15 protein-coding genes are annotated in these 17,339 nt (G+C 70.6%); 11 read left to right on the plus strand and 4 right to left on the minus strand.

Annotation, left to right across the window (positions count from 1 at the left end; genetic code table 11):
- Positions 1–79: 79 nt before the first annotated feature.
- The 3 genes from topA to tldD all read right to left on the minus strand — a co-directional run bounded on the left by topA (position 80) and on the right by tldD (position 5,611).
- A complete protein-coding gene (gene topA / locus BLT43_RS06865) occupies positions 80–2,767 on the minus strand; it encodes a type I DNA topoisomerase (RefSeq protein WP_090111271.1) in 2,688 nt (895 codons plus the stop codon).
- Positions 2,768–2,920: 153 nt separating this feature from the next.
- Positions 2,921–4,102, minus strand: coding sequence for a DNA-processing protein DprA (dprA, locus tag BLT43_RS06870; protein ID WP_090111273.1), 1,182 nt, complete (start codon positions 4,100–4,102; stop codon positions 2,921–2,923).
- Between the two features lie 78 nt (positions 4,103–4,180).
- A complete protein-coding gene (gene tldD, locus BLT43_RS06875) occupies positions 4,181–5,611 on the minus strand; it encodes a metalloprotease TldD (RefSeq protein ID WP_090111275.1) in 1,431 nt (476 codons plus the stop codon).
- 169 nt (positions 5,612–5,780) lie between these two features.
- On the opposite strand from tldD, the gene coxB reads away from it, so the two are divergent.
- The 10 genes from coxB to BLT43_RS06925 all read left to right on the plus strand — a co-directional run bounded on the left by coxB (position 5,781) and on the right by BLT43_RS06925 (position 14,848).
- On the plus strand, positions 5,781–6,632 hold the full coding sequence (coxB, locus tag BLT43_RS06880) for a cytochrome c oxidase subunit II (RefSeq protein WP_090111276.1): 852 nt from the start codon (positions 5,781–5,783) through the stop codon (positions 6,630–6,632).
- Between the two features lie 172 nt (positions 6,633–6,804).
- Positions 6,805–7,773 carry a heme o synthase gene (gene cyoE, locus BLT43_RS06885; protein ID WP_090111278.1) on the plus strand — a complete coding sequence of 323 codons (969 nt, stop codon included), beginning with the start codon at positions 6,805–6,807 and terminating at the stop codon, positions 7,771–7,773.
- 7 nt (positions 7,774–7,780) lie between these two features.
- Positions 7,781–7,981: a hypothetical protein gene (locus BLT43_RS06890; RefSeq protein ID WP_165612556.1), complete on the plus strand. Its 201-nt coding sequence runs from the start codon at positions 7,781–7,783 to the stop codon at positions 7,979–7,981.
- Positions 7,978–8,595 (plus strand): cytochrome c oxidase assembly protein, encoded by a 618-nt coding sequence (locus tag BLT43_RS06895; protein WP_090111280.1) that lies wholly within the window; start codon positions 7,978–7,980, stop codon positions 8,593–8,595. Before BLT43_RS06890 ends, BLT43_RS06895 begins: the two co-directional genes overlap by 4 nt.
- Before the next feature lie 25 nt (positions 8,596–8,620).
- Entirely contained in the window at positions 8,621–9,421 is an 801-nt protein-coding gene (locus tag BLT43_RS06900; RefSeq protein ID WP_090111282.1) for a cytochrome c oxidase subunit 3, read from the plus strand.
- A 91-nt stretch (positions 9,422–9,512) separates the two neighbouring features.
- Positions 9,513–10,190 (plus strand): SURF1 family protein, encoded by a 678-nt coding sequence (locus tag BLT43_RS06905; RefSeq protein ID WP_090111284.1) that lies wholly within the window; start codon positions 9,513–9,515, stop codon positions 10,188–10,190.
- 3 nt (positions 10,191–10,193) lie between these two features.
- A complete protein-coding gene (gene thrC, locus BLT43_RS06910) occupies positions 10,194–11,582 on the plus strand; it encodes a threonine synthase (protein WP_090111286.1) in 1,389 nt (462 codons plus the stop codon).
- A complete protein-coding gene (locus tag BLT43_RS06915; protein ID WP_090111288.1) occupies positions 11,579–12,844 on the plus strand; it encodes a M16 family metallopeptidase in 1,266 nt (421 codons plus the stop codon). Before thrC ends, BLT43_RS06915 begins: the two co-directional genes overlap by 4 nt.
- Positions 12,844–13,428 carry a GNAT family N-acetyltransferase gene (locus BLT43_RS06920; protein ID WP_090111290.1) on the plus strand — a complete coding sequence of 195 codons (585 nt, stop codon included), beginning with the start codon at positions 12,844–12,846 and terminating at the stop codon, positions 13,426–13,428. The genes BLT43_RS06915 and BLT43_RS06920 overlap by 1 nt, the downstream gene beginning before the upstream one ends.
- A gap of 10 nt (positions 13,429–13,438) precedes the next feature.
- Positions 13,439–14,848 (plus strand): FAD-binding oxidoreductase, encoded by a 1,410-nt coding sequence (locus tag BLT43_RS06925; protein WP_090111291.1) that lies wholly within the window; start codon positions 13,439–13,441, stop codon positions 14,846–14,848.
- A 60-nt stretch (positions 14,849–14,908) separates the two neighbouring features.
- On the opposite strand, the gene BLT43_RS06930 is transcribed toward BLT43_RS06925, so the two are convergent.
- Positions 14,909–15,439, minus strand: a complete 531-nt coding sequence (locus BLT43_RS06930) for an adenine phosphoribosyltransferase (RefSeq protein ID WP_090111293.1) — start codon at positions 15,437–15,439, stop codon at positions 14,909–14,911.
- A 244-nt stretch (positions 15,440–15,683) separates the two neighbouring features.
- Here BLT43_RS06930 and BLT43_RS06935 point away from each other — a divergent pair, with 244 nt between their 5' ends.
- Positions 15,684–17,276, plus strand: a complete 1,593-nt coding sequence (locus BLT43_RS06935; protein ID WP_090111295.1) for a SulP family inorganic anion transporter — start codon at positions 15,684–15,686, stop codon at positions 17,274–17,276.
- The last annotated feature ends 63 nt before the right edge of the window (positions 17,277–17,339 follow it).

Below are 17,339 nucleotides of genomic sequence, written 5' to 3' on the forward strand. Positions count from 1 at the left end.
GTCGGGGGGAACCTTTGCGCCGGGCGGGGCCGAAGTCAACGCGGGTGCCGCGCCGCAGAAGGCGGCGCGGCGCGCGGTCTCACTCGGCCGCCTCGTCGGCGGACTTCTTGGACGCCGTCTTCTTGGCGGGCGCCTTCTTGGTGGTGCTCTTGGCCTTCGTGGTCGTGGCCTTCTTGGCGGCGGGCTTCTTCGCCGCCGCCTTCTTGGCCGGGGCCTTCTTCTTTCCGCCCTTGGCGGCCTTCTCGTCCACCAGAGCGATCGCCTGTTCGAGCGTCACCGTCTCGGGCTCCACCTCCTTGGGCAGGGTGGCGTTGACCTTCTCCCATTTCACGTAAGGCCCGTAGCGGCCCGGCATGACCGAGATCGCGCCGCCCGAGGGGTGCTCGCCCAGCTCCTTCAGCGCCTTGGCCGCCGCACCGCGGCCGCCGCGCCCGGCGGCCTTCTGCGCCAGTACCTCGACGGCGCGGTTCATGCCGATCTCGAAGACCTCGTCCACTTCCTTGAGGTTGGCGTAGAGTCGACCGTGCTTCACGAAGGGCCCGAAGCGGCCGATCCCGGCCTCGACCGGCTCGCCATCCTCGGGGTGGTTGCCCACGAAGCGCGGCAGCGACAGCAGCGTCAGCGCCTTCTGCAGGTCCATCGCGTCCATCTGCCAGCCCTTGGGCAGCGAGGCGCGCGGCGGCTTGGGCTGCTCGGCCGTCGCCTCGCCGCGCTGGACGTAGGGCCCGAAGCGGCCGGTCTTCAGCCAGATCTCGTCGCCCTGGTCCTCGCCCAGCACCCGGTCGGCGCCGGTGTCGGCACCGTCACCGCCGATCGGCCGGGTATAGCGGCATTCGGGGTAGTTGCCGCAGCCGACGAAACCGCCGGTGCGCGAGGTCTTGAGATGCAGCTTGCCGGTGCCGCATTGCGGGCAGAGGCGCGGGTCGGTGCCGTCCTCGCGCGGCGGGTAGAGCTGCGGCGCCAGCGCCTCGTCGAGCACGTCGAGCACCTCGGTGATCCGCAGCTCCGAGGTTTCGGCGATGGCGGCGGAGAAGTCGCACCAGAACCGCGCCAGCAGTTCCTTGTAGTCGGCCTTGCCGGCCGAGACGTCGTCGAGCTGTTCCTCGAGCTCGGCGGTGAAGTCGTATTCGACGTAGCGCTTGAAGAAGTTCAGCAGGAAGATCGTGACGATCCGGCCCTTGTCCTGCGGGATCAGCCGGTTCTTGTCCTTCGAGACGTAGTCGCGGTCCTGGATCGTGCCGATGACGCTGGCATAGGTCGAGGGCCGGCCGATCCCGAGCTCTTCCATGCGCTTGACCAGCGTCGCCTCGGTGTAGCGCGGCGGCGGCTGGGTGTGGTGCTGCAGCGCTAGCACGGCGGCATCGCCGCCCAGCACCGCGGCATCCTTGCTCTCCTCGGTCGCCTTGCCGAAGGCGGCCTTGAGCGCGCCCGAGGCGAACTTCGCGGCCTCGCCCTGGTGGATCTGCGGCAGGCGGCGGTCGTCGTCGCTCTCGACGTCGTCGCGGCCTTCCTCGTAGACCTTGAGGAAGCCGTCGAACAGCACGACCTGGCCGGTGGCGCGCAGCACCACCTCGCGGTCGCGGCTCTCGATGTCGACCGTGGTGCGCTCGAGCCGGGCGGCCTCCATCTGGCAGGCGAGGGTGCGTTTCCAGATCAGGTCGTAGAGCTTGCGCTGATCGGCCTCGAGCCGGGCGAGCTTGCCGGCGTCGCGCGACATGTCGGTGGGCCGGATGCACTCGTGCGCTTCCTGCGCGTTCTTGGCCTTGTTCTTGTACATGCGCGGCGATTTCGGGACGTAGGCGTCGCCGTAGCGCGACTTGATCTCGTCGCGCGCGGCCATCACCGCCTCGGGCGCCATGTCGATGCCGTCGGTCCGCATGTAGGTGATGTAGCCCGCCTCGTAGAGCCGCTGCGCCGCCGACATGGTGGCGCGCGCGCCCATGCCGAACTTGCGGCTGGCTTCCTGCTGCAGGGTCGAGGTCATGAACGGGGCAGAGGGGTTGCGCGAGCCCGGCTTGGCCTCGACCGAGGCCACGGTGAGGTCGCGCGAGGCCACGGCCTGCACCGCCATCTCGGCCTGGGTGCGGTCGGCGAGGTCGAAGCGGTCGAGCTTCTGGCCGCCTAGAACGGTCAGCCGCGCCTCGTATTCCTGCCCGCGCGGGGTCTGCAGCTGCGCCTTCACGCTCCAGTATTCGCGGGGTTTGAACGCCTCGATCTCCATCTCGCGCTCGACGATGAGCCGCAGGCAGACCGACTGCACGCGGCCCGCCGACTTGGCGCCGGGCAGCTTGCGCCAGAGCACCGGGCTCAGGTTGAAGCCCACGAGGTAGTCGAGCGCGCGGCGCGCGAGGTAGGCATGCACCAGCGGCGCGTCGATCTCGCGCGGGTTCTGCATCGCCTCGGTCACGGCCGCCTTGGTGATGGCGTTGAAGACCACGCGCGACACCGGCGTGTCCTTCTTCAGCGCCCGGCGCTTGGTCAGCGCCTCCTGCAGGTGCCAAGAGATCGCCTCGCCCTCGCGATCGGGGTCGGTGGCGAGGATCAGGTTCGGGTCGTCCTTCAGCGCGTCGGCGATCGCCTTGACGTGCTTGCGGCTGTCGGCGCCGACCTCCCAGCTCATGTCGAAATCGTTCTCGGTGTCGACCGAGCCGTCCTTGGGCGGCAGGTCGCGGACATGGCCGTAGGAGGCGAGCACGGTGTAGTCCGAGCCGAGATAGGTGTTGATCGTCTTGGCCTTGGCCGGAGATTCGACGACGACGACGGGCATGGAGAATCCTCGGATCGGGGGGGAGCGATTTGGGCGGGCAACATGTGGCGGCCCTCGCGGCATTGTCAATGCACCCGATGCGCGGGTTTCCGGTCCGTGCGGTATCGCGTCGCCGTCGAAGGGGGCAGGGGCGCGCCGCGCGATGGAGGGGGGTCAGCCCTGCGCCGGGCTCAGATCGCGCCGCGACAGCAGGCCGCCGGCCCGCCGCTCCACCCGGCCCTCGAGTTCGAGTTCGGTGAGCGCGCAGGCCACCATGGGCGCGGGCAGGCCGAGATCGCGGGTGAGCTGGTCCTCGGCCAGCGGCGCCGCCCCGAGCTGCCCGAGGATCCTGTCGCTCAGGGCCGGGGGCGCGGGTGAGTCGGCCCGGTCGCGGCGCGGCGCCGCGGCGCGGGCCGCCGGCTCCGGCGCGGCGGGGGGCGCGACAGGGGGCGCGGGGCAGGGCGCGGATTCGAGCAGGTCGATCACGTCATCGGCCCCGCGCACCAGCGCGGCACCGTCCCGGATCAGCATGTTGCAGCCCGCCGCCCGCGCGTCGAAGGGGTGGCCCGGCACGGCCAGCACCTCGCGCCCGGCCTCCAGCGCGCAGCGCGCGGTGATCAGGCTGCCCGAGCGCGCGGCCGCCTCGACCACGATCACCGCCCGCGCCAGACCGGCGACGATCCGGTTGCGCGCGGGGAAGTGCCGCCCCTGCGGCGTCAGCCCGACCGCCTGCTCGGAGAGCGCGAGCCCGTCGGTGGAAATGCGGCGCGCCAGGTCGGCGTTCTCTGTGGGGTAGGTCACGTCGATGCCGCCGGCGAGCACGGCGATGGTGCCGGAGGGCAGCGCGGCCGCGTGCGCCTCGGCGTCGATGCCGCGCGCCAGGCCCGACACGACGACCCATCCGGCCTCCGCCAGTGCGCCGGAGAGCCGATGCGCCATGCGGCGGCCGAGCGAGGAGGCGTTGCGCGCGCCGACCAGCGCCAGCATCGGCCGGCGCAGCAGCGCGCCGCGGCCGCGCATCCACAAGAGCGGCGGCGCGTCGGGCAGGGCGGCCAGCAGGGCGGGGTAGAGCGGGTCGCCATGCGCCAGCAGCCGGGCGCCGCGCTCGTGCCCGGCCTCGAGCTCCGCCTGCGCCGCCTCGCGGCTGCAGGCTTGGTAGCCGGCCACGCCCGCGGCGCGGGCGATGTCGGGCAGGACGTCCAGCGCCGCCTCGGCCGTGCCGTGCTGGGCCAGCAGGCGCCAGTAGGTCGCCACCCCGACCCGGCGAGAGCGCAACAGACGAAGCCGGGACAGCAGATCTTCTTCCGAGGTGGGTGGGAGTGGGGGGTGAGCGGAAGAAGTGGGTTGGTGAGCCATCCCGAGCCTCGCCTGTTGCGGGCCCAGATTTAAGGCGACTAGGTTAACAGGATGTAAACCAGAGGGAGATCCGCGCGCTCAGCCCGAGCCGCCCACCGTCAGCCCGCCGATCATCAGCGAGGGCTGGCCCACGCCCACCGGGACCCATTGGCCCGCCTTGCCGCAATTGCCGATGCCCGGGTCGAGCGCGAGATCGTTGCCGATGGCGCGGATCTTCTGCAGCGCGGTGGCGCCGTCGCCGATCAGCGTCGCGCCCTTCACCGGCGCGCCGACCTTGCCGTCCTTCACCCGGTAGGCCTCGGTGCAGGAGAAGACGAACTTTCCGCTCGTGATGTCGACCTGCCCGCCGCCGAAGCCCACGGCCCAGATCCCGTCCTTGAGGTCGGCCACCATGGCCTCCGGGTCGTCCTGGCCCGCCAGCATGTAGGTGTTGGTCATGCGCGGCATCGGCGTGTGGGCGTAGCTTTCGCGCCTGCCGTTGCCGGTGGCCTCGACCCCCATCAGACGGGCGTTCTGGCGGTCCTGCATGTAGCCCACGAGCTTGCCGTCCTCGATCAGCGTGGTGCGCCCCGAGGGCGTGCCCTCGTCGTCGAAGGTGATCGAGCCGCGCCGGTCGGGGATCGTGCCGTCGTCGAGCACGGTCACGCCCTTCGCGGCCACCTGCTGGCCCATCAGCCCCGAGAAGGCCGAGGAGCCCTTGCGGTTGAAGTCGCCCTCGAGCCCGTGGCCCACCGCCTCGTGCAGAAGGATGCCGGGCCAGCCGGGGCCGAGCACCACGTCCATCACGCCCGCGGGTGCGGGCTCGGCGTCGAGGTTCACGAGCGCGATCCTGAGCGCCTCGCGCACCACCGGCTCCCAGTGGTCGCGAACCATCAGCCCGTCGAGCCCGAAGCGGCCGCCGCCGCCCATGTGGCCGCTCTCGCGGCGGCCGTCCTTCTCGACGATCACGCCGATCGAGAGCCGCGCCATCGGGCGGGTGTCCGTATATAAGGCGTCCTCGGGCCGCAGGATCGCCACCTCCTGGTGCGAGGCGGCGAGGCTCGCGGTGACCTGCACCACCTTCGGGTCGAGCGCCCGTGCGAAGGCGTCGATCTCGCGCAGAAGCTCCACCTTCACGCCGAAGGCCGCGCCGGCGATCGGGTCGGCATCGGTGTAGAGGTGGCGGTTGGTGCGGGCCGGCGCCTCGGCCAGCGTGCCGCCGCCATCGCCCACGGCGAGGCGGGCGGTGGCGACGGCGCGCTTCAGCGCTGCTTCGTCGATCTGGGTCGAATGCGCGTAGCCCGAGGTCTCGCCGCGCACCGCGCGCAGGCCGAAGCCCTCGGCGGCGTCGAAATTGGCGTGGCGCAGCCGCCCGTCATCGAAGCTCAGCACCTCCGAGCGGCGGCGCTCGAGGAACAACTCGCCGTCATCGGCGCCGGCCACGGCCTCGCGCAGAAGCCGCAGCGCGGCCGGGCGGTCGAGATGCGTGGCGAAGGGATCGAATGCGGGCTGCGCCTGCGTGGAAGCCATGCGATGTCCTCTGGATGCCGTGCGGTCCGGGGGAGCGAGCGGCCGTTTGCCGCAACCGGACAGCTTGTTCTGCCGGAGAGTTTATGGGAATAGACCCGCGGACGACAGGGGATTCCGCGCAAGCGGGGGCCTCGGGGCGCCGACTTACGCCAGACACGAAAGTAGAGACATGCACCTGACGAAGCCCCTTTCCGTGCTCGCTTCCGCTGCCGCCGCCACGCTTGCCGCGGGCGCTGCCGCCGCGCAGGAGTCGCTGCCGATCATCGGCGCGCCGACCGACGGCGCGGTGGGCTGGCAGCCGGCCGCGACCAAGCTGGCGCGCGACATCCACTGGCTCGACGGCATGCTGCTGGTGATCATCACCGCGATCACGCTGTTCGTGGTGGGCCTTCTGGCCTTCGTGATCCTGCGCTACAACCGCCGCGCCAACCCGAACCCGGCGACCTTCACCCACAACTCGCCGCTCGAGATCGCCTGGACCGTGGTGCCGATCGTGATCCTGATCTTCATCGGGGCCTTCTCGCTCCCGGTGCTGTTCGACCAGCAGGAGATCCCGGAGGGCGACGTCCACATCAAGGTGACCGGCTACCAGTGGTACTGGGGCTACGAGTACACCGACGAGGAAGTCGCCTTCGAGAGCTTCATGATCGGCGCGGGCATGGGCAACCTCAACGAGGAGATCGAGGCCGAGCTGGTCGAGGCGGGCTACTCCGCCGACGAGTTCAAGCTGGCCACCGACACCGCCGTGGTGGTGCCGACCGGCGCGACCGTGGTGATGTCCGTCACCGCCGCCGACGTGATCCACTCCTGGACCATCCCCGCCTTCGGCGTGAAGCAGGACGCGGTGCCGGGCCGGATCGCCCAGCTGTGGTTCGAGGCCGACCAGGAAGGCGTCTATTTCGGCCAGTGCTCCGAGCTGTGCGGCAAGGACCACGCCTACATGCCGATCACCGTCAAGGTGGTCAGCCCCGAGGCCTACGAGGCCTGGCTGGCCGAGGCCAAGGAAGAGTTCCCGGCCTGATCCGGGACCGCGATAGCGGGGCGGCGCGCGCAGGCGCCCGCCCGGGGCGGCGCCCTGCGCGCCGCGATCCGACATGACGACCGGCCGGGACCGCCCGGCCGCACCGGCGGGGGAGCGCCCCGCCTCCGCGCCACCAGCGACGGCGGAACCTGCCCGCCGGATGGGAGCCCGCATGACCGATGCCAGCATGACCGACGCCCCCTTCGCGGGCCGCCCCGAGGCGGGGATCGGCGACTACTTCGCCCTGCTCAAGCCGCGCGTCATGACGCTCGTGGTCTTCACCGCCCTCGTGGGGCTGGTCGTGGCGCCGGTGCCGGTGCACCCCTTCCTCGGCTTCGTCGTGGTGCTGTGCATCGCGGTGGGCGGCGGCGCCTCGGGCGCGCTCAACATGTGGTGGGACGCCGACATCGACGCGATCATGCGCCGCACCCGCAACCGGCCGATCCCGTCGGGCAAGACCACGCCGGGCGACGCGCTGGCGCTGGGCCTCGCGCTGTCGGGCTTCTCGGTGGTGGTGCTGTTCCTGGCCGCCGGTCCGCTCGCCGCGGGGCTCCTGGCCTTCACCATCTTCTTCTACGCCGTGATCTACACGATGTGGCTCAAGCGCTCGACGCCGCAGAACATCGTGATCGGCGGCGCAGCGGGGGCCTTCCCGCCGATGATCGGCTGGGCCGCCGCGACCGGCGATATCGCGATCGAAAGCGTGCTGATGTTCGCGCTGACCTTCATGTGGACGCCGCCGCATTTCTGGGCGCTGGCGCTGTTCGTGAAGTCCGATTACGGCGATGCCGGCGTGCCGATGCTGACCGAGACCCATGGCCGCCGCTCGACCCGCCGCCACATCCTGGCCTACACCGTGCTGCTCGTTCCGGTGGCGCTGGGGCTCGGCTTCACCTCGATCGGCGGGCCGATCTACCTTGCCGTCGCCGCGGTGCTGAACCTGCAGTTCCTCGCCGGGGCCTGGCAGCTCTTCCGCCGCGACGAGACCGCGGCCGAGGCCGATGGCTACGCCGCCGAGAAGAAGGTCTTCAAGATCTCGCTCGGCTACCTGTTCCTGCATTTCGGCGCGCTTCTGATCGAGGCGGCGCTGCGCCCCTGGGGCGGCTCCTGGCAGATCCTGTCGGCGCTGTTCGGGGCCTGAGGGAGACATGACCATGCAAGTCGAACACGAACTGCATCACCGCCGCAAAGGCCGCAACTTCGGCGTCGGCCTGCTTCTGGTGGCCTTCGTCGGGCTGATCTTCGGCCTGACCGTGGTCAAGACGCTGAACCTGGGCGACATCGTCGACCTGGAGCGCGCCGACCGGGCCTTCCAGCCGGCCGAGACCGGCACCGGGGCGGACCAATGAGCGGCGGGCGCGACGCCAACCTGCGCCGCACCGCCCTGCAGGCGGTCGGCGTGGTGGTGGTGATGGGCGCCCTGGCCTGGGCGGCGGTGCCCTTCTACAGCTGGTTCTGCCGCGTCACCGGCTTCGGCGGCGCCACGGCGGTGGCCGAGGCGGGCTCGGACACGGTGCTCGACCAGACCATCACCGTGCGCTTCGACGCCTCGCTCGAGCGCGACATGCCGTGGGAGTTCAAGCCGGTCGAGCGCGAGATGGAGGTGAGGATCGGCGAGACCGGCCTCGCCTTCTACGAGGCGCACAACCCGACCGACCGGCCCGTGGCCGGCCAGGCGAGCTACAACGTCGCGCCCTATGCGGCGGGCGGCTATTTCCAGAAGATCGAATGCTTCTGCTTCACCGAGCAGGTGCTGCAGCCGGGCGAGACGGTGATGATGCCCGTCAGCTTCTACATCGATCCCGAGATCGTCGAGGATCGCGAGGCCAAGTATGTCCACGAGATCACTCTGGGCTATACCTTCTACGAGATCGACCTTCCCGAAGACACCGAGACGGCCGCGCTGTCGCCGGGCACGGAGTCTTTGACAGCACCCGCCACGCAGGCGATAGAGACGAACTGAACGAGAGGCCCGAGGGACCGACGCTATGGCGCACGAGAAGAACCACGACTACCATATCCTGCCCCCGTCCATCTGGCCGCTGACCTCGGCCGTCGGCGCCTTCGCGATGCTGTTCGGTGCCGTCACCTGGATGCACGGCTCGGGCCCCTGGCTGTTCCTGATCGGTCTCGCCGCGGTGCTCTACTCGATGTACGCCTGGTGGGCCGACGTGGTCGGCGAAAGCCGCGCCGGCGACCACACCCCGGTGGTGCGCATCGGCCTGCGCTACGGCTTCATCTTCTTCATCATGTCCGAGGTGATGTTCTTCGTCGCCTGGTTCTGGGCCTTCTTCAAGAACGCGCTCTACCCGATGGGCCCGCAGAGCCCCGCGGTCGACGGCGTCTGGCCGCCCGAGGGCATCACCACCTTCGACCCGTGGCACCTGCCGCTGATCAACACGCTGATCCTGCTGTGCTCGGGCGCGGCCGCCACCTGGGCGCACCACGCGCTGGTGCACGAGAACAACCGCAAGGACATGCGCAACGGCCTGCTGCTGGCGATCGGCCTCGGCGTGATCTTCACCTTCTTCCAGGCGCTGGAATACTTCGAGGCCCCGTTCACCTTCGGCGGCAACGTCTATGGCGGCATCTTCTTCATGGCGACCGGCTTCCACGGCGCGCATGTGATCATCGGCACGATCTTCCTCGCGGTCTGCCTGCTGCGGCTGCAGAGCGGCCACTTCACCCAGAACAAGCATGTCGGCTTCGAGGCGGCGGCCTGGTACTGGCACTTCGTCGACGTGGTCTGGCTGTTCCTGTTCTTCGCGATCTACGTCTGGGGCAGCTGAGCCCGCGCGGCCTTCGGGCCGCGACCGACGCCCCACGGATCAAGGACGCGCGGGCCCTCTCGCGCGTCCTTTCGTTTTGACGGGACCTGACATGCGCCGCTTGCTGCCATTCGCGATCATGGGCCTGCTGGGCTGCCTGGTTCTGCTGTCCCTCGGGGTCTGGCAGATGCAGCGGCTGGAGTGGAAGACCGCGATCCTCGAGGAGATCGACGCCCGGATCGGCGCCGCGCCGGTGCCGCTTTCGGGCGTCGCCGCGCCGGATCCGCTGGCGCAGCGCTACCTGCCGGTCGTGGCCGAGGGGCGGCTCACCGGCGAGGAGGTGCACGTGCTGAGCTCGGCCGACGGGCCGGGCTACCGGGTGATCGCCGTGCTCGACACCGGCCGGCGCCGCGTCATGGCCGATCTCGGCTTCGTGCCGCTGGCCGAGAAGACGGCGCCGCGCGCCACCGACGAGGTGATGATCACCGGCAACCTGCACTGGCCGCAGGAAGCCGACGAATGGACCCCGCCGGCCGACACCGCCGAGAACATCTGGTACGCCCGAGAGGTCGGGCAGATGGCGGTCGCGCTCGGCACCGAGCCGATGCTGCTGGTGGCGCGGCGGATCGCGCCGCCTGTCGGCACGCGGCCCATCCCGCTTGACAGCGCCGCCGTGCCGAACGACCACCTCGGCTACGCCATCACCTGGTTCTCGCTGGCCGCCGTCTGGACCGCGATGACCGGCATCTTCCTGTGGCGCGCCGCCCGCGCCCCGAGCCCGAAGGACTGACCCATGCGCTACGTCTCGACCCGCGGCCAGGCCCCGAGCCTTTCCTTCGAGGAGGCGATGCTGACCGGCCTCGCGCGCGACGGCGGGCTCTACGTGCCCGAGACCATCCCGCAGATGTCCCGCGACGAGATCGCGGCGCTGGCCGGGCGCGACTACGAGGAGGTGGCCTTCGCCGTGATGCGGCCCTTCATCGGCGACGCCTTCACCGATGTCGAGTTCCGCGAGCTTATCGCCAGGGCCTACGCCGCCTTCGCGCATCCGGCGCGCGCGCCGCTCGTTCAGCTCGGCCCGAACCATCACCTCATGGAGCTGTTCCACGGGCCGACCCTGGCCTTCAAGGACTTCGCCATGCAGCTGATCGGCCAGCTGTTCCAGGCCTCGCTCGAGCGTTCGGGCGAGCGGATCACCATCGTTGGCGCGACCAGCGGCGACACCGGCTCGGCGGCGATCGAGGCGTTCCGCGGCCTCGCCAATGTCGACGTGGTGATCCTCTACCCGCATGAGCGCATCTCCGAGGTGCAGCGCCGGCAGATGACGACGCCGTCGGAGGAGAACGTCCACACCCTCGCCGTGACCGGCGATTTCGACGACTGCCAGGCCGCGCTGAAGGACATGTTCAACGACTTCGCCTTCCGCGACGAGGTGCGTCTCGCGGGGGTGAACTCGATCAACTGGGGCCGGGTGCTGGCGCAGGTGGTCTACTACTTCTCCGCCGCCACGAGCCTCGGCGCGCCGCATCGCGAGATCGACTTCACGGTGCCCACCGGCAATTTCGGCGACATCTACGCGGGCGACATCGCACGCCGCATGGGCCTGCCGATCGGCAGGCTGGTGATCGCCACCAACCGCAACGACATCCTGCACCGCACCATGGAGAGCGGCGAGCATCGCAAGTCCGGCGTGACGCCGACGATCAGCCCCTCGATGGACATCCAGGTGTCGTCGAACTTCGAGCGGGCGCTGTGGGATGCCTATGGCCGCGACGGCGCGGCGGTGGCGCAGCTCATGGAGGAGCTGAAGGGGCAGGGCGGCTTCGCGGTGAGCCAGGGCGCGATCGGCCGCCTGCGCGAGAGCTTCGCCTCGGGCCGCGCCTCGGAAGAGGAGACCCGCGCCACGATCCGCCGCGTCCACGACCAGACCGGCGAGCTGCTCTGCCCGCATTCGGCGGTGGGCGTGCACGTGGCCGAGGCGCATCTCGGCGCCAACCCGATGGTGACGCTCGCCACCGCGCACCCCGCCAAGTTCCCCGACGCGGTCGAGGCCGCCACCACCATCCGCCCGCCCCTTCCCCCGCGCATGGCGGGGCTGTATGAGCGCGAGGAGCGGGTGACGCGGGTCGAGGCCGACCTCGCCGCCCTGCAATCCGTCATCCGGGAGAAGATCGCGCGGTGAGTGTCCGTCTCCATACCCTGCCCAACGGCTTCCGCATCGCCACCGAACGGATGCCCGGCCTGCAATCGGCCTCGATCGGCATCTGGGTGCTTGCCGGCGGCCGGCACGAGACCGAGGAGCAGAACGGCATCGCGCATTTCCTCGAGCACATGGCGTTCAAGGGCACGGCGCGGCGCTCGGCGCTGCAGATCGCCGAGGCGATCGAGGATGTCGGCGGCTACATCAACGCCTACACCTCGCGCGAGATGACCGCCTACTACGCCCGCGTGCTGGGGCAGGACGTCGACCTCGCGCTCGACGTGATCTCGGACATCCTCTTGAACCCGGTCTTCTCCGAGGAGGAGATCGAGGTCGAGCGCGGCGTGATCCTGCAGGAGATCGGCCAGGCGCTCGACACGCCGGACGACATCATCTTCGACTGGCTGCAGGAAGAGGCCTATCCGGGCCAGCCGCTCGGGCGCACCATCCTCGGCCCCGCCGAGCGGGTGCAGCGCTTCAGCCGCGCCGACCTCGCCGCCTTCACGCAGGCGCATTACGGCCCCGGCCAGCTGATCCTCTCGGCGGCGGGCGACGTCGATCACGACGCCATCGTCGCGGCGGCGGAGCGGCTCTTCGGCGGGCTCGCGCCGCGGGTCACCGCGCCGGTGCAGCCGCCGGCCCGCTTCCTCGGCGGCGAGCGCCGTGTGATCAAGCCGCTCGAGCAGGTGCATTTCGCGATGGCGCTCGAGGGTCCGCATTACCGCGACCCCTCGATCTACGCCGCGCAGCTCTACGCGATCGCGCTCGGCGGCGGCATGTCCTCGCGGCTGTTCCAGAAGATCCGCGAGGATCGCGGCCTGTGCTACACCATCTTTGCGCAGGCCGGCGCCTATGAGGACACCGGCATGACCACCATCTATGCCGGCACCTCGGCCGAGGAGATCGGCGACCTCGCCCGGCTGACCATGGACGAGATGCGCCGCGCCGCCGACGACATGTCGGCCGCCGAGGTGGACCGCGCCCGTGCCCAGCTCAAGGCGGGGATGCTGATGGGGCTCGAGAGCCCGTCGAACCGCTGCGAACGCCTGGCCCGGATGCTGGCGATCTGGGGGCGGGTGCCCGACGTCGACGAGACGGTCGAGAAGATCGATGCCGTGACGCCCGAGCAGGTCCGCGACTTCGCCGGCCGGGCGACGGCGGAGGCGGCCAGCGCCGTCGCGCTCTACGGCCCGGCCGAGAAGGCGCCGCATCTCGCGGAGCTGAAGGAAAGGCTCGCCGCCTGATGCTCGGCCAGCGGCGGCGGGTGCAGCTCGAGACCGAGCGCCTGACCCTGCGCCCGCCGGTGCATGCCGATTTCCGGGCCTGGGCCGCGCTGCGCGAGGATTCCGCGGCCTTCCTGACCCCGTGGGAGCCCACATGGGCGCCCGACCACCTGACCCGGCGCGCCTTCACCAACCGGGTCTACTGGGCGCAGCGGTCGGTGGCCCAGGGCACGGCGCTGCCGCTGTTCCTGGTCCGCCGCGCCGACCAGATGCTCTTGGGCGCGATCACGCTCGACAACATCCGCCGCGGGCCGGCGCAGGCCGGCACCACCGGCTACTGGATCGGCGCGCCCTTCGCCCGGCACGGCTACATGCGCGAGGCCGTCCAGGCGCTGGTGCATCATGCCTTCACGGTGATGGATCTCAGCCGCATCGAGGCCGGCTGCCTGCCCGAGAACACGCCGTCGCGTCGACTGCTGGAAAGTTGCGGCTACAAGTACGAGGGTGTCGCGCAAAGCTACCTGCAGATCGCCGGGCGCTGGCGCAACCACGTGCTCTACGCCAATCTGAGACGCGACCGGCGCGGCCGGGCCGAAGCCGGGTGAGAGGAGGACCATGCTGAACCCCGCCACCACCGAATTCATCGACACTCTGCGCGACCGGCTGCCCGAGGCTGCGTTCCGCGAGGCCGGCCCCGAGCACCTGCAGGAGCCGCGCGGCCGCTACACCGGGACGGGTCTGCTGCTCGCCCCGGGCTCGACCGAGGAGGTCGCGACCATCCTCAGGGCCTGCCACGAGGCGCGCGTCGGCGTGGTGCCGCATGGCGGCGGCACCGGGCTGGTGGGCGGGCAGGTGATGCAGGAGGGCGCGACGCCGGTGATCCTGTCGCTCGCGCGGATGGACCGCATCCGCGACGTCTACCCGTCCGAGAACGTGCTGGTGGCCGAGGGCGGCGCGATCCTCGCCAACATCCAGTCGGCGGCGCGCGAGGCGGGGCGGATGTTCCCGCTGTCTCTGGCCTCCGAGGGGTCGGCCCGGATCGGCGGGCTGCTCGCGACCAATGCCGGCGGGCTGAACGTGCTGCGCTACGGCAACGCCCGCGCCCAGTGCCTCGGGCTCGAAGTGGTGACGGCGCAGGGCGAGGTCTGGCACGGGCTGACGCGTCTCTACAAGGACAACACCGGCTACGACCTGCGCGACCTGATGATCGGCGCCGAGGGCACGCTTGGCATCATCACCGCCGCGGCGCTGCGCATGGCGCCGGTTCCGGCGGCGTCGGGCACGGCGCTGTTCCAGGTGGCCTCGCCGCGCGCCGCGCTCGACCTTCTGGCGCTGGCGCGCGACCGGGTGGGCGACAACGTTACCGCCTTCGAGCTGATCCACCGGCAGGGGCCGGAGTTCCTGGCCGAGACCGGGCTCGAGCCGCGCGTGCCGCTCGACCCGCTGCCCGACTGGATGGTGTTGGTCGAGCTGGGCCTGCCCGAGGGGCTGTCGCCGGAAGACAGCCTGACCGCGATCTTCGAGGCCGCGGTCGAGGCGGGGCTGTCGGAGGACGGCGTGATCGCCTCGTCCGAGAGCCAGGCCGCGGCGCTCTGGGCGGTGCGCGAGACGATCCCCGAGGCCAACCGCCGGATCGGCTCGATCTCCTCGCACGACATCTCGGTGCCGCTCTCCAGCGTGCCCGACTTCATCGCCGAGGGCGGCCCTGCGCTGCGGGCGCTGGGCGACGTGCGGATCAACTGCTTCGGCCATCTGGGCGACGGCAACCTGCACTACAACGTCTTTCCGCCCAAGGGCCGCTCGCGCGAGGACTACGAGCATATCCGCGCGAAGGTGAAGGAACTGGTGCACGACCTCGCGCATGGCTTCGGCGGCTCGGTCAGCGCCGAGCACGGGATCGGCCGGCTCAAGGTCGGCGACCTCGAGCGTTACGGCGACCCGGCCAAGCTTTCGATGATGCGCGCGATCAAGGCCGCGCTCGACCCGCATGGCATCCTCAACCCCGGCGCGGTGCTGCGGGGCTGAGAGCGGGCTTCCGGTCGAGAGGGCAGGGCGCCCTCTCGTCCTTCTCGGGTTGGAGGGGCGTCAGGCGCCCTCATAGGCGCAGAGCGCCTCGACCCGGTGGCCGAGGCCTTCCAGCAGCTTGCGGCCGCCGAGGTCCTTCAGGTCGATGATGAAGGCGCAGGCCACCACCTCGGCGCCGAGCCGCTCGATCAGCTTGATCCCGGCCTCGGCAGTGCCGCCCGTGGCCAGCAGGTCGTCGACCAGCAGCACCTTCTGGCCCTGATGCAGCGCGTCGTCATGCAGCTCGACCTCGGCCTCGCCGTATTCGAGCTTGTAGCTCTGGCCGATGGTGCGGCCGGGCAGCTTGCCCTTCTTGCGGATCGGCACGAAGCCGGTGCCCAGCCGGTCGGCCAGCGCGCCGCCCAGGATGAAGCCGCGCGCCTCGAGCCCGGCGACCGTGTCGATCTGCAGCCCCTCGCAGGCCTCGACCAGCCCCTCGATCGCGAGCCGCAGCCCGTCGCGGTCGGCGAAGAGCGTGGTCACGTCCCGGAACAGGATGCCCTCATGCGGGAAGTCGGGGATGGTGCGGATGTAGTCGGTCACATGGGCCATTCGAGGGCTCCTCGGTCTTTTCGGTCCCGGGCAGGGGCGCCGCCCGGCATGGATCGAATCCCCGGCTTGGCCGAGAACCCGTCCTAATAGGCGCCTTCGGCCGGATTGCAAAACCGCTATGCGCGCCGCGGGACGACGAAAAGCCCCGCTGCGGCCCGCATGCGCCGATTGCGGGTTTCGTCACGGGCCGCGACGGGCTATGCCCCCTACCGCATCCCGACCCCGCATCAGCGAAAGTGAGCCGATGAGCCGATCACCTCTGGCCGTGCTGGCCAATGCCGTCTCTTCCGACAACGCCCCGGCGCTGCCCAAGAGCGCACCGGCCTACAAGACCGAGATCCTCTCCGGTCTCACGGTGGCGCTGGCGCTGGTGCCCGAGGCGGTGGCCTTCGCCTTCGTCGCCGGGGTCAACCCGCTGGTCGGGCTCTACGCGGCCTTCCTCGTCGGCCTGATCACCGCGCTGATCGGCGGCCGGCCGGGCATGATCTCGGGCGCGACCGGCGCGCTCGCGGTGGTCATGGTCAGCCTCGTGGCCGAGCACGGGGTCGAGTATCTCTTCGCCACCGTGGTGCTGATGGGGGTGCTGCAGGTTCTCGCCGGGGTGTTCAAGCTCGGCAAGTTCATGCGGCTGGTGCCGCACCCGGTGATGCTGGGCTTCGTCAACGGCCTGGCCATCGTCATCGGCCTGTCGCAGCTCGAGCAGTTCCACGACCCGGCCACCGGCGGCTACCTGTCGGGCATCCCGCTGGTGCTGATGCTGGCGCTGGTCGGGGTGACGATGTTCATCATCTGGATCATGCCGCGCTTCACCAAGGCGATCCCGGCGCCGCTCGCCGCGATCGGCATCGTCGCCGCGCTGGTGATCGGCCTCGGCCTGCCGGTGCCGCGGGTGGGCGACCTCGCGCAGATTTCCGGCGGGCTGCCCGAGTTCTCGATCCCGATGGTGCCGCTCAACCTCGAGACGCTGGGCATCATCTTCCCCTACGCCGCGATCCTCGCCGCGATCGGCCTGATCGAGAGCCTGCTGACGCTGAACCTCGTCTCCGAGATCACCGGCAAGCGGGGCGGCGCCAGCCAGGAATGCGTGGCGCAGGGCGTGGCCAACGTGGTGACCGGCTTCTTCGGCGGCATGGGCGGCTGCGCGATGATCGGCCAGTCGATGATCAACGTCTCCTCGGGCGGGCGCACCCGCCTCGCCGCCGCCTCGGCCGCGATCTTCCTGCTGTGCTTCATCCTCTTCGCCGCCCCGGTGATCGAGCAGATCCCGCTCGCCGCGCTGGTCGGCGTGATGTTCATGGTGGTGATCGGCACCTTCGCCTGGAACACCTTCCGGGTGATGCGCCGCGTGCCGCGCGTCGACAGCGTGGTGATCGTGCTGGTAACGGTGATCACCGTCTTCACCGACCTCGCCACCGCGGTGGTCGCGGGCGTGATCGTCTCGGCGCTGGCCTATGCCTGGCAGAACGCCACCCGGATCGGCGCGCGCACCTACCGCACCGATGACGGCGCCAAGGTCTACCAGGTGCAGGGGCCGCTGTTCTTCGGCTCGGCCGACGGCTTCTCCGAGCTGTTCCAGGTCGAGAACGACCCCGACCACGTGATCGTCGATTTCGAGAACAGCCGCGTCGCCGACCAGTCGGCGCTGGCCGCGATCGAGACCATGTCCGAGCGCTACACCAATGCCGGCAAGCGGCTGGTGCTGCGCCACCTCTCGCCCGACTGCCACGCGCTCCTGCGCCGCGCGGGCCAGCTCGTGGTCGAGAGCGACGACGACCCGGCCTACGGCGTCGCGGTGGATTACGACGTGCAGCCCGGCGCGCTGGGCGGCGGGCACTGAAGGCCCGCCCGCATGGCCGCGGGGCCATGCGCGTCTTCGGGGGTGATGTCGCGAGGGGCGGTC

It is taken from the genome of Limimaricola pyoseonensis (assembly GCF_900102015.1).
In the GTDB taxonomy this organism is placed as follows: Bacteria; Pseudomonadota; Alphaproteobacteria; order Rhodobacterales; family Rhodobacteraceae; genus Limimaricola; species Limimaricola pyoseonensis.

Bases quoted from the DNA above. Each gene is read 5' to 3' on its own strand.
- topA (WP_090111271.1), bottom strand. From the start codon at position 2,767: ATGCCCGTCGTCGTCGTCGAATCTCCGGCCAAGGCCAAGACGATCAAC.
- dprA (WP_090111273.1), bottom strand. From the start codon at position 4,102: ATGGCTCACCAACCCACTTCTTCCGCTCACCCCCCACTCCCACCCACC.
- tldD (WP_090111275.1), bottom strand. From the start codon at position 5,611: ATGGCTTCCACGCAGGCGCAGCCCGCATTCGATCCCTTCGCCACGCAT.
- coxB (WP_090111276.1), top strand. From the start codon at position 5,781: ATGCACCTGACGAAGCCCCTTTCCGTGCTCGCTTCCGCTGCCGCCGCC.
- cyoE (WP_090111278.1), top strand. From the start codon at position 6,805: ATGACCGATGCCAGCATGACCGACGCCCCCTTCGCGGGCCGCCCCGAG.
- BLT43_RS06890 (WP_165612556.1), top strand. From the start codon at position 7,781: ATGACCATGCAAGTCGAACACGAACTGCATCACCGCCGCAAAGGCCGC.
- BLT43_RS06895 (WP_090111280.1), top strand. From the start codon at position 7,978: ATGAGCGGCGGGCGCGACGCCAACCTGCGCCGCACCGCCCTGCAGGCG.
- BLT43_RS06900 (WP_090111282.1), top strand. From the start codon at position 8,621: ATGGCGCACGAGAAGAACCACGACTACCATATCCTGCCCCCGTCCATC.
- BLT43_RS06905 (WP_090111284.1), top strand. From the start codon at position 9,513: ATGCGCCGCTTGCTGCCATTCGCGATCATGGGCCTGCTGGGCTGCCTG.
- thrC (WP_090111286.1), top strand. From the start codon at position 10,194: ATGCGCTACGTCTCGACCCGCGGCCAGGCCCCGAGCCTTTCCTTCGAG.
- BLT43_RS06920 (WP_090111290.1), top strand. From the start codon at position 12,844: ATGCTCGGCCAGCGGCGGCGGGTGCAGCTCGAGACCGAGCGCCTGACC.
- BLT43_RS06925 (WP_090111291.1), top strand. From the start codon at position 13,439: ATGCTGAACCCCGCCACCACCGAATTCATCGACACTCTGCGCGACCGG.
- BLT43_RS06930 (WP_090111293.1), bottom strand. From the start codon at position 15,439: ATGGCCCATGTGACCGACTACATCCGCACCATCCCCGACTTCCCGCAT.
- BLT43_RS06935 (WP_090111295.1), top strand. From the start codon at position 15,684: ATGAGCCGATCACCTCTGGCCGTGCTGGCCAATGCCGTCTCTTCCGAC.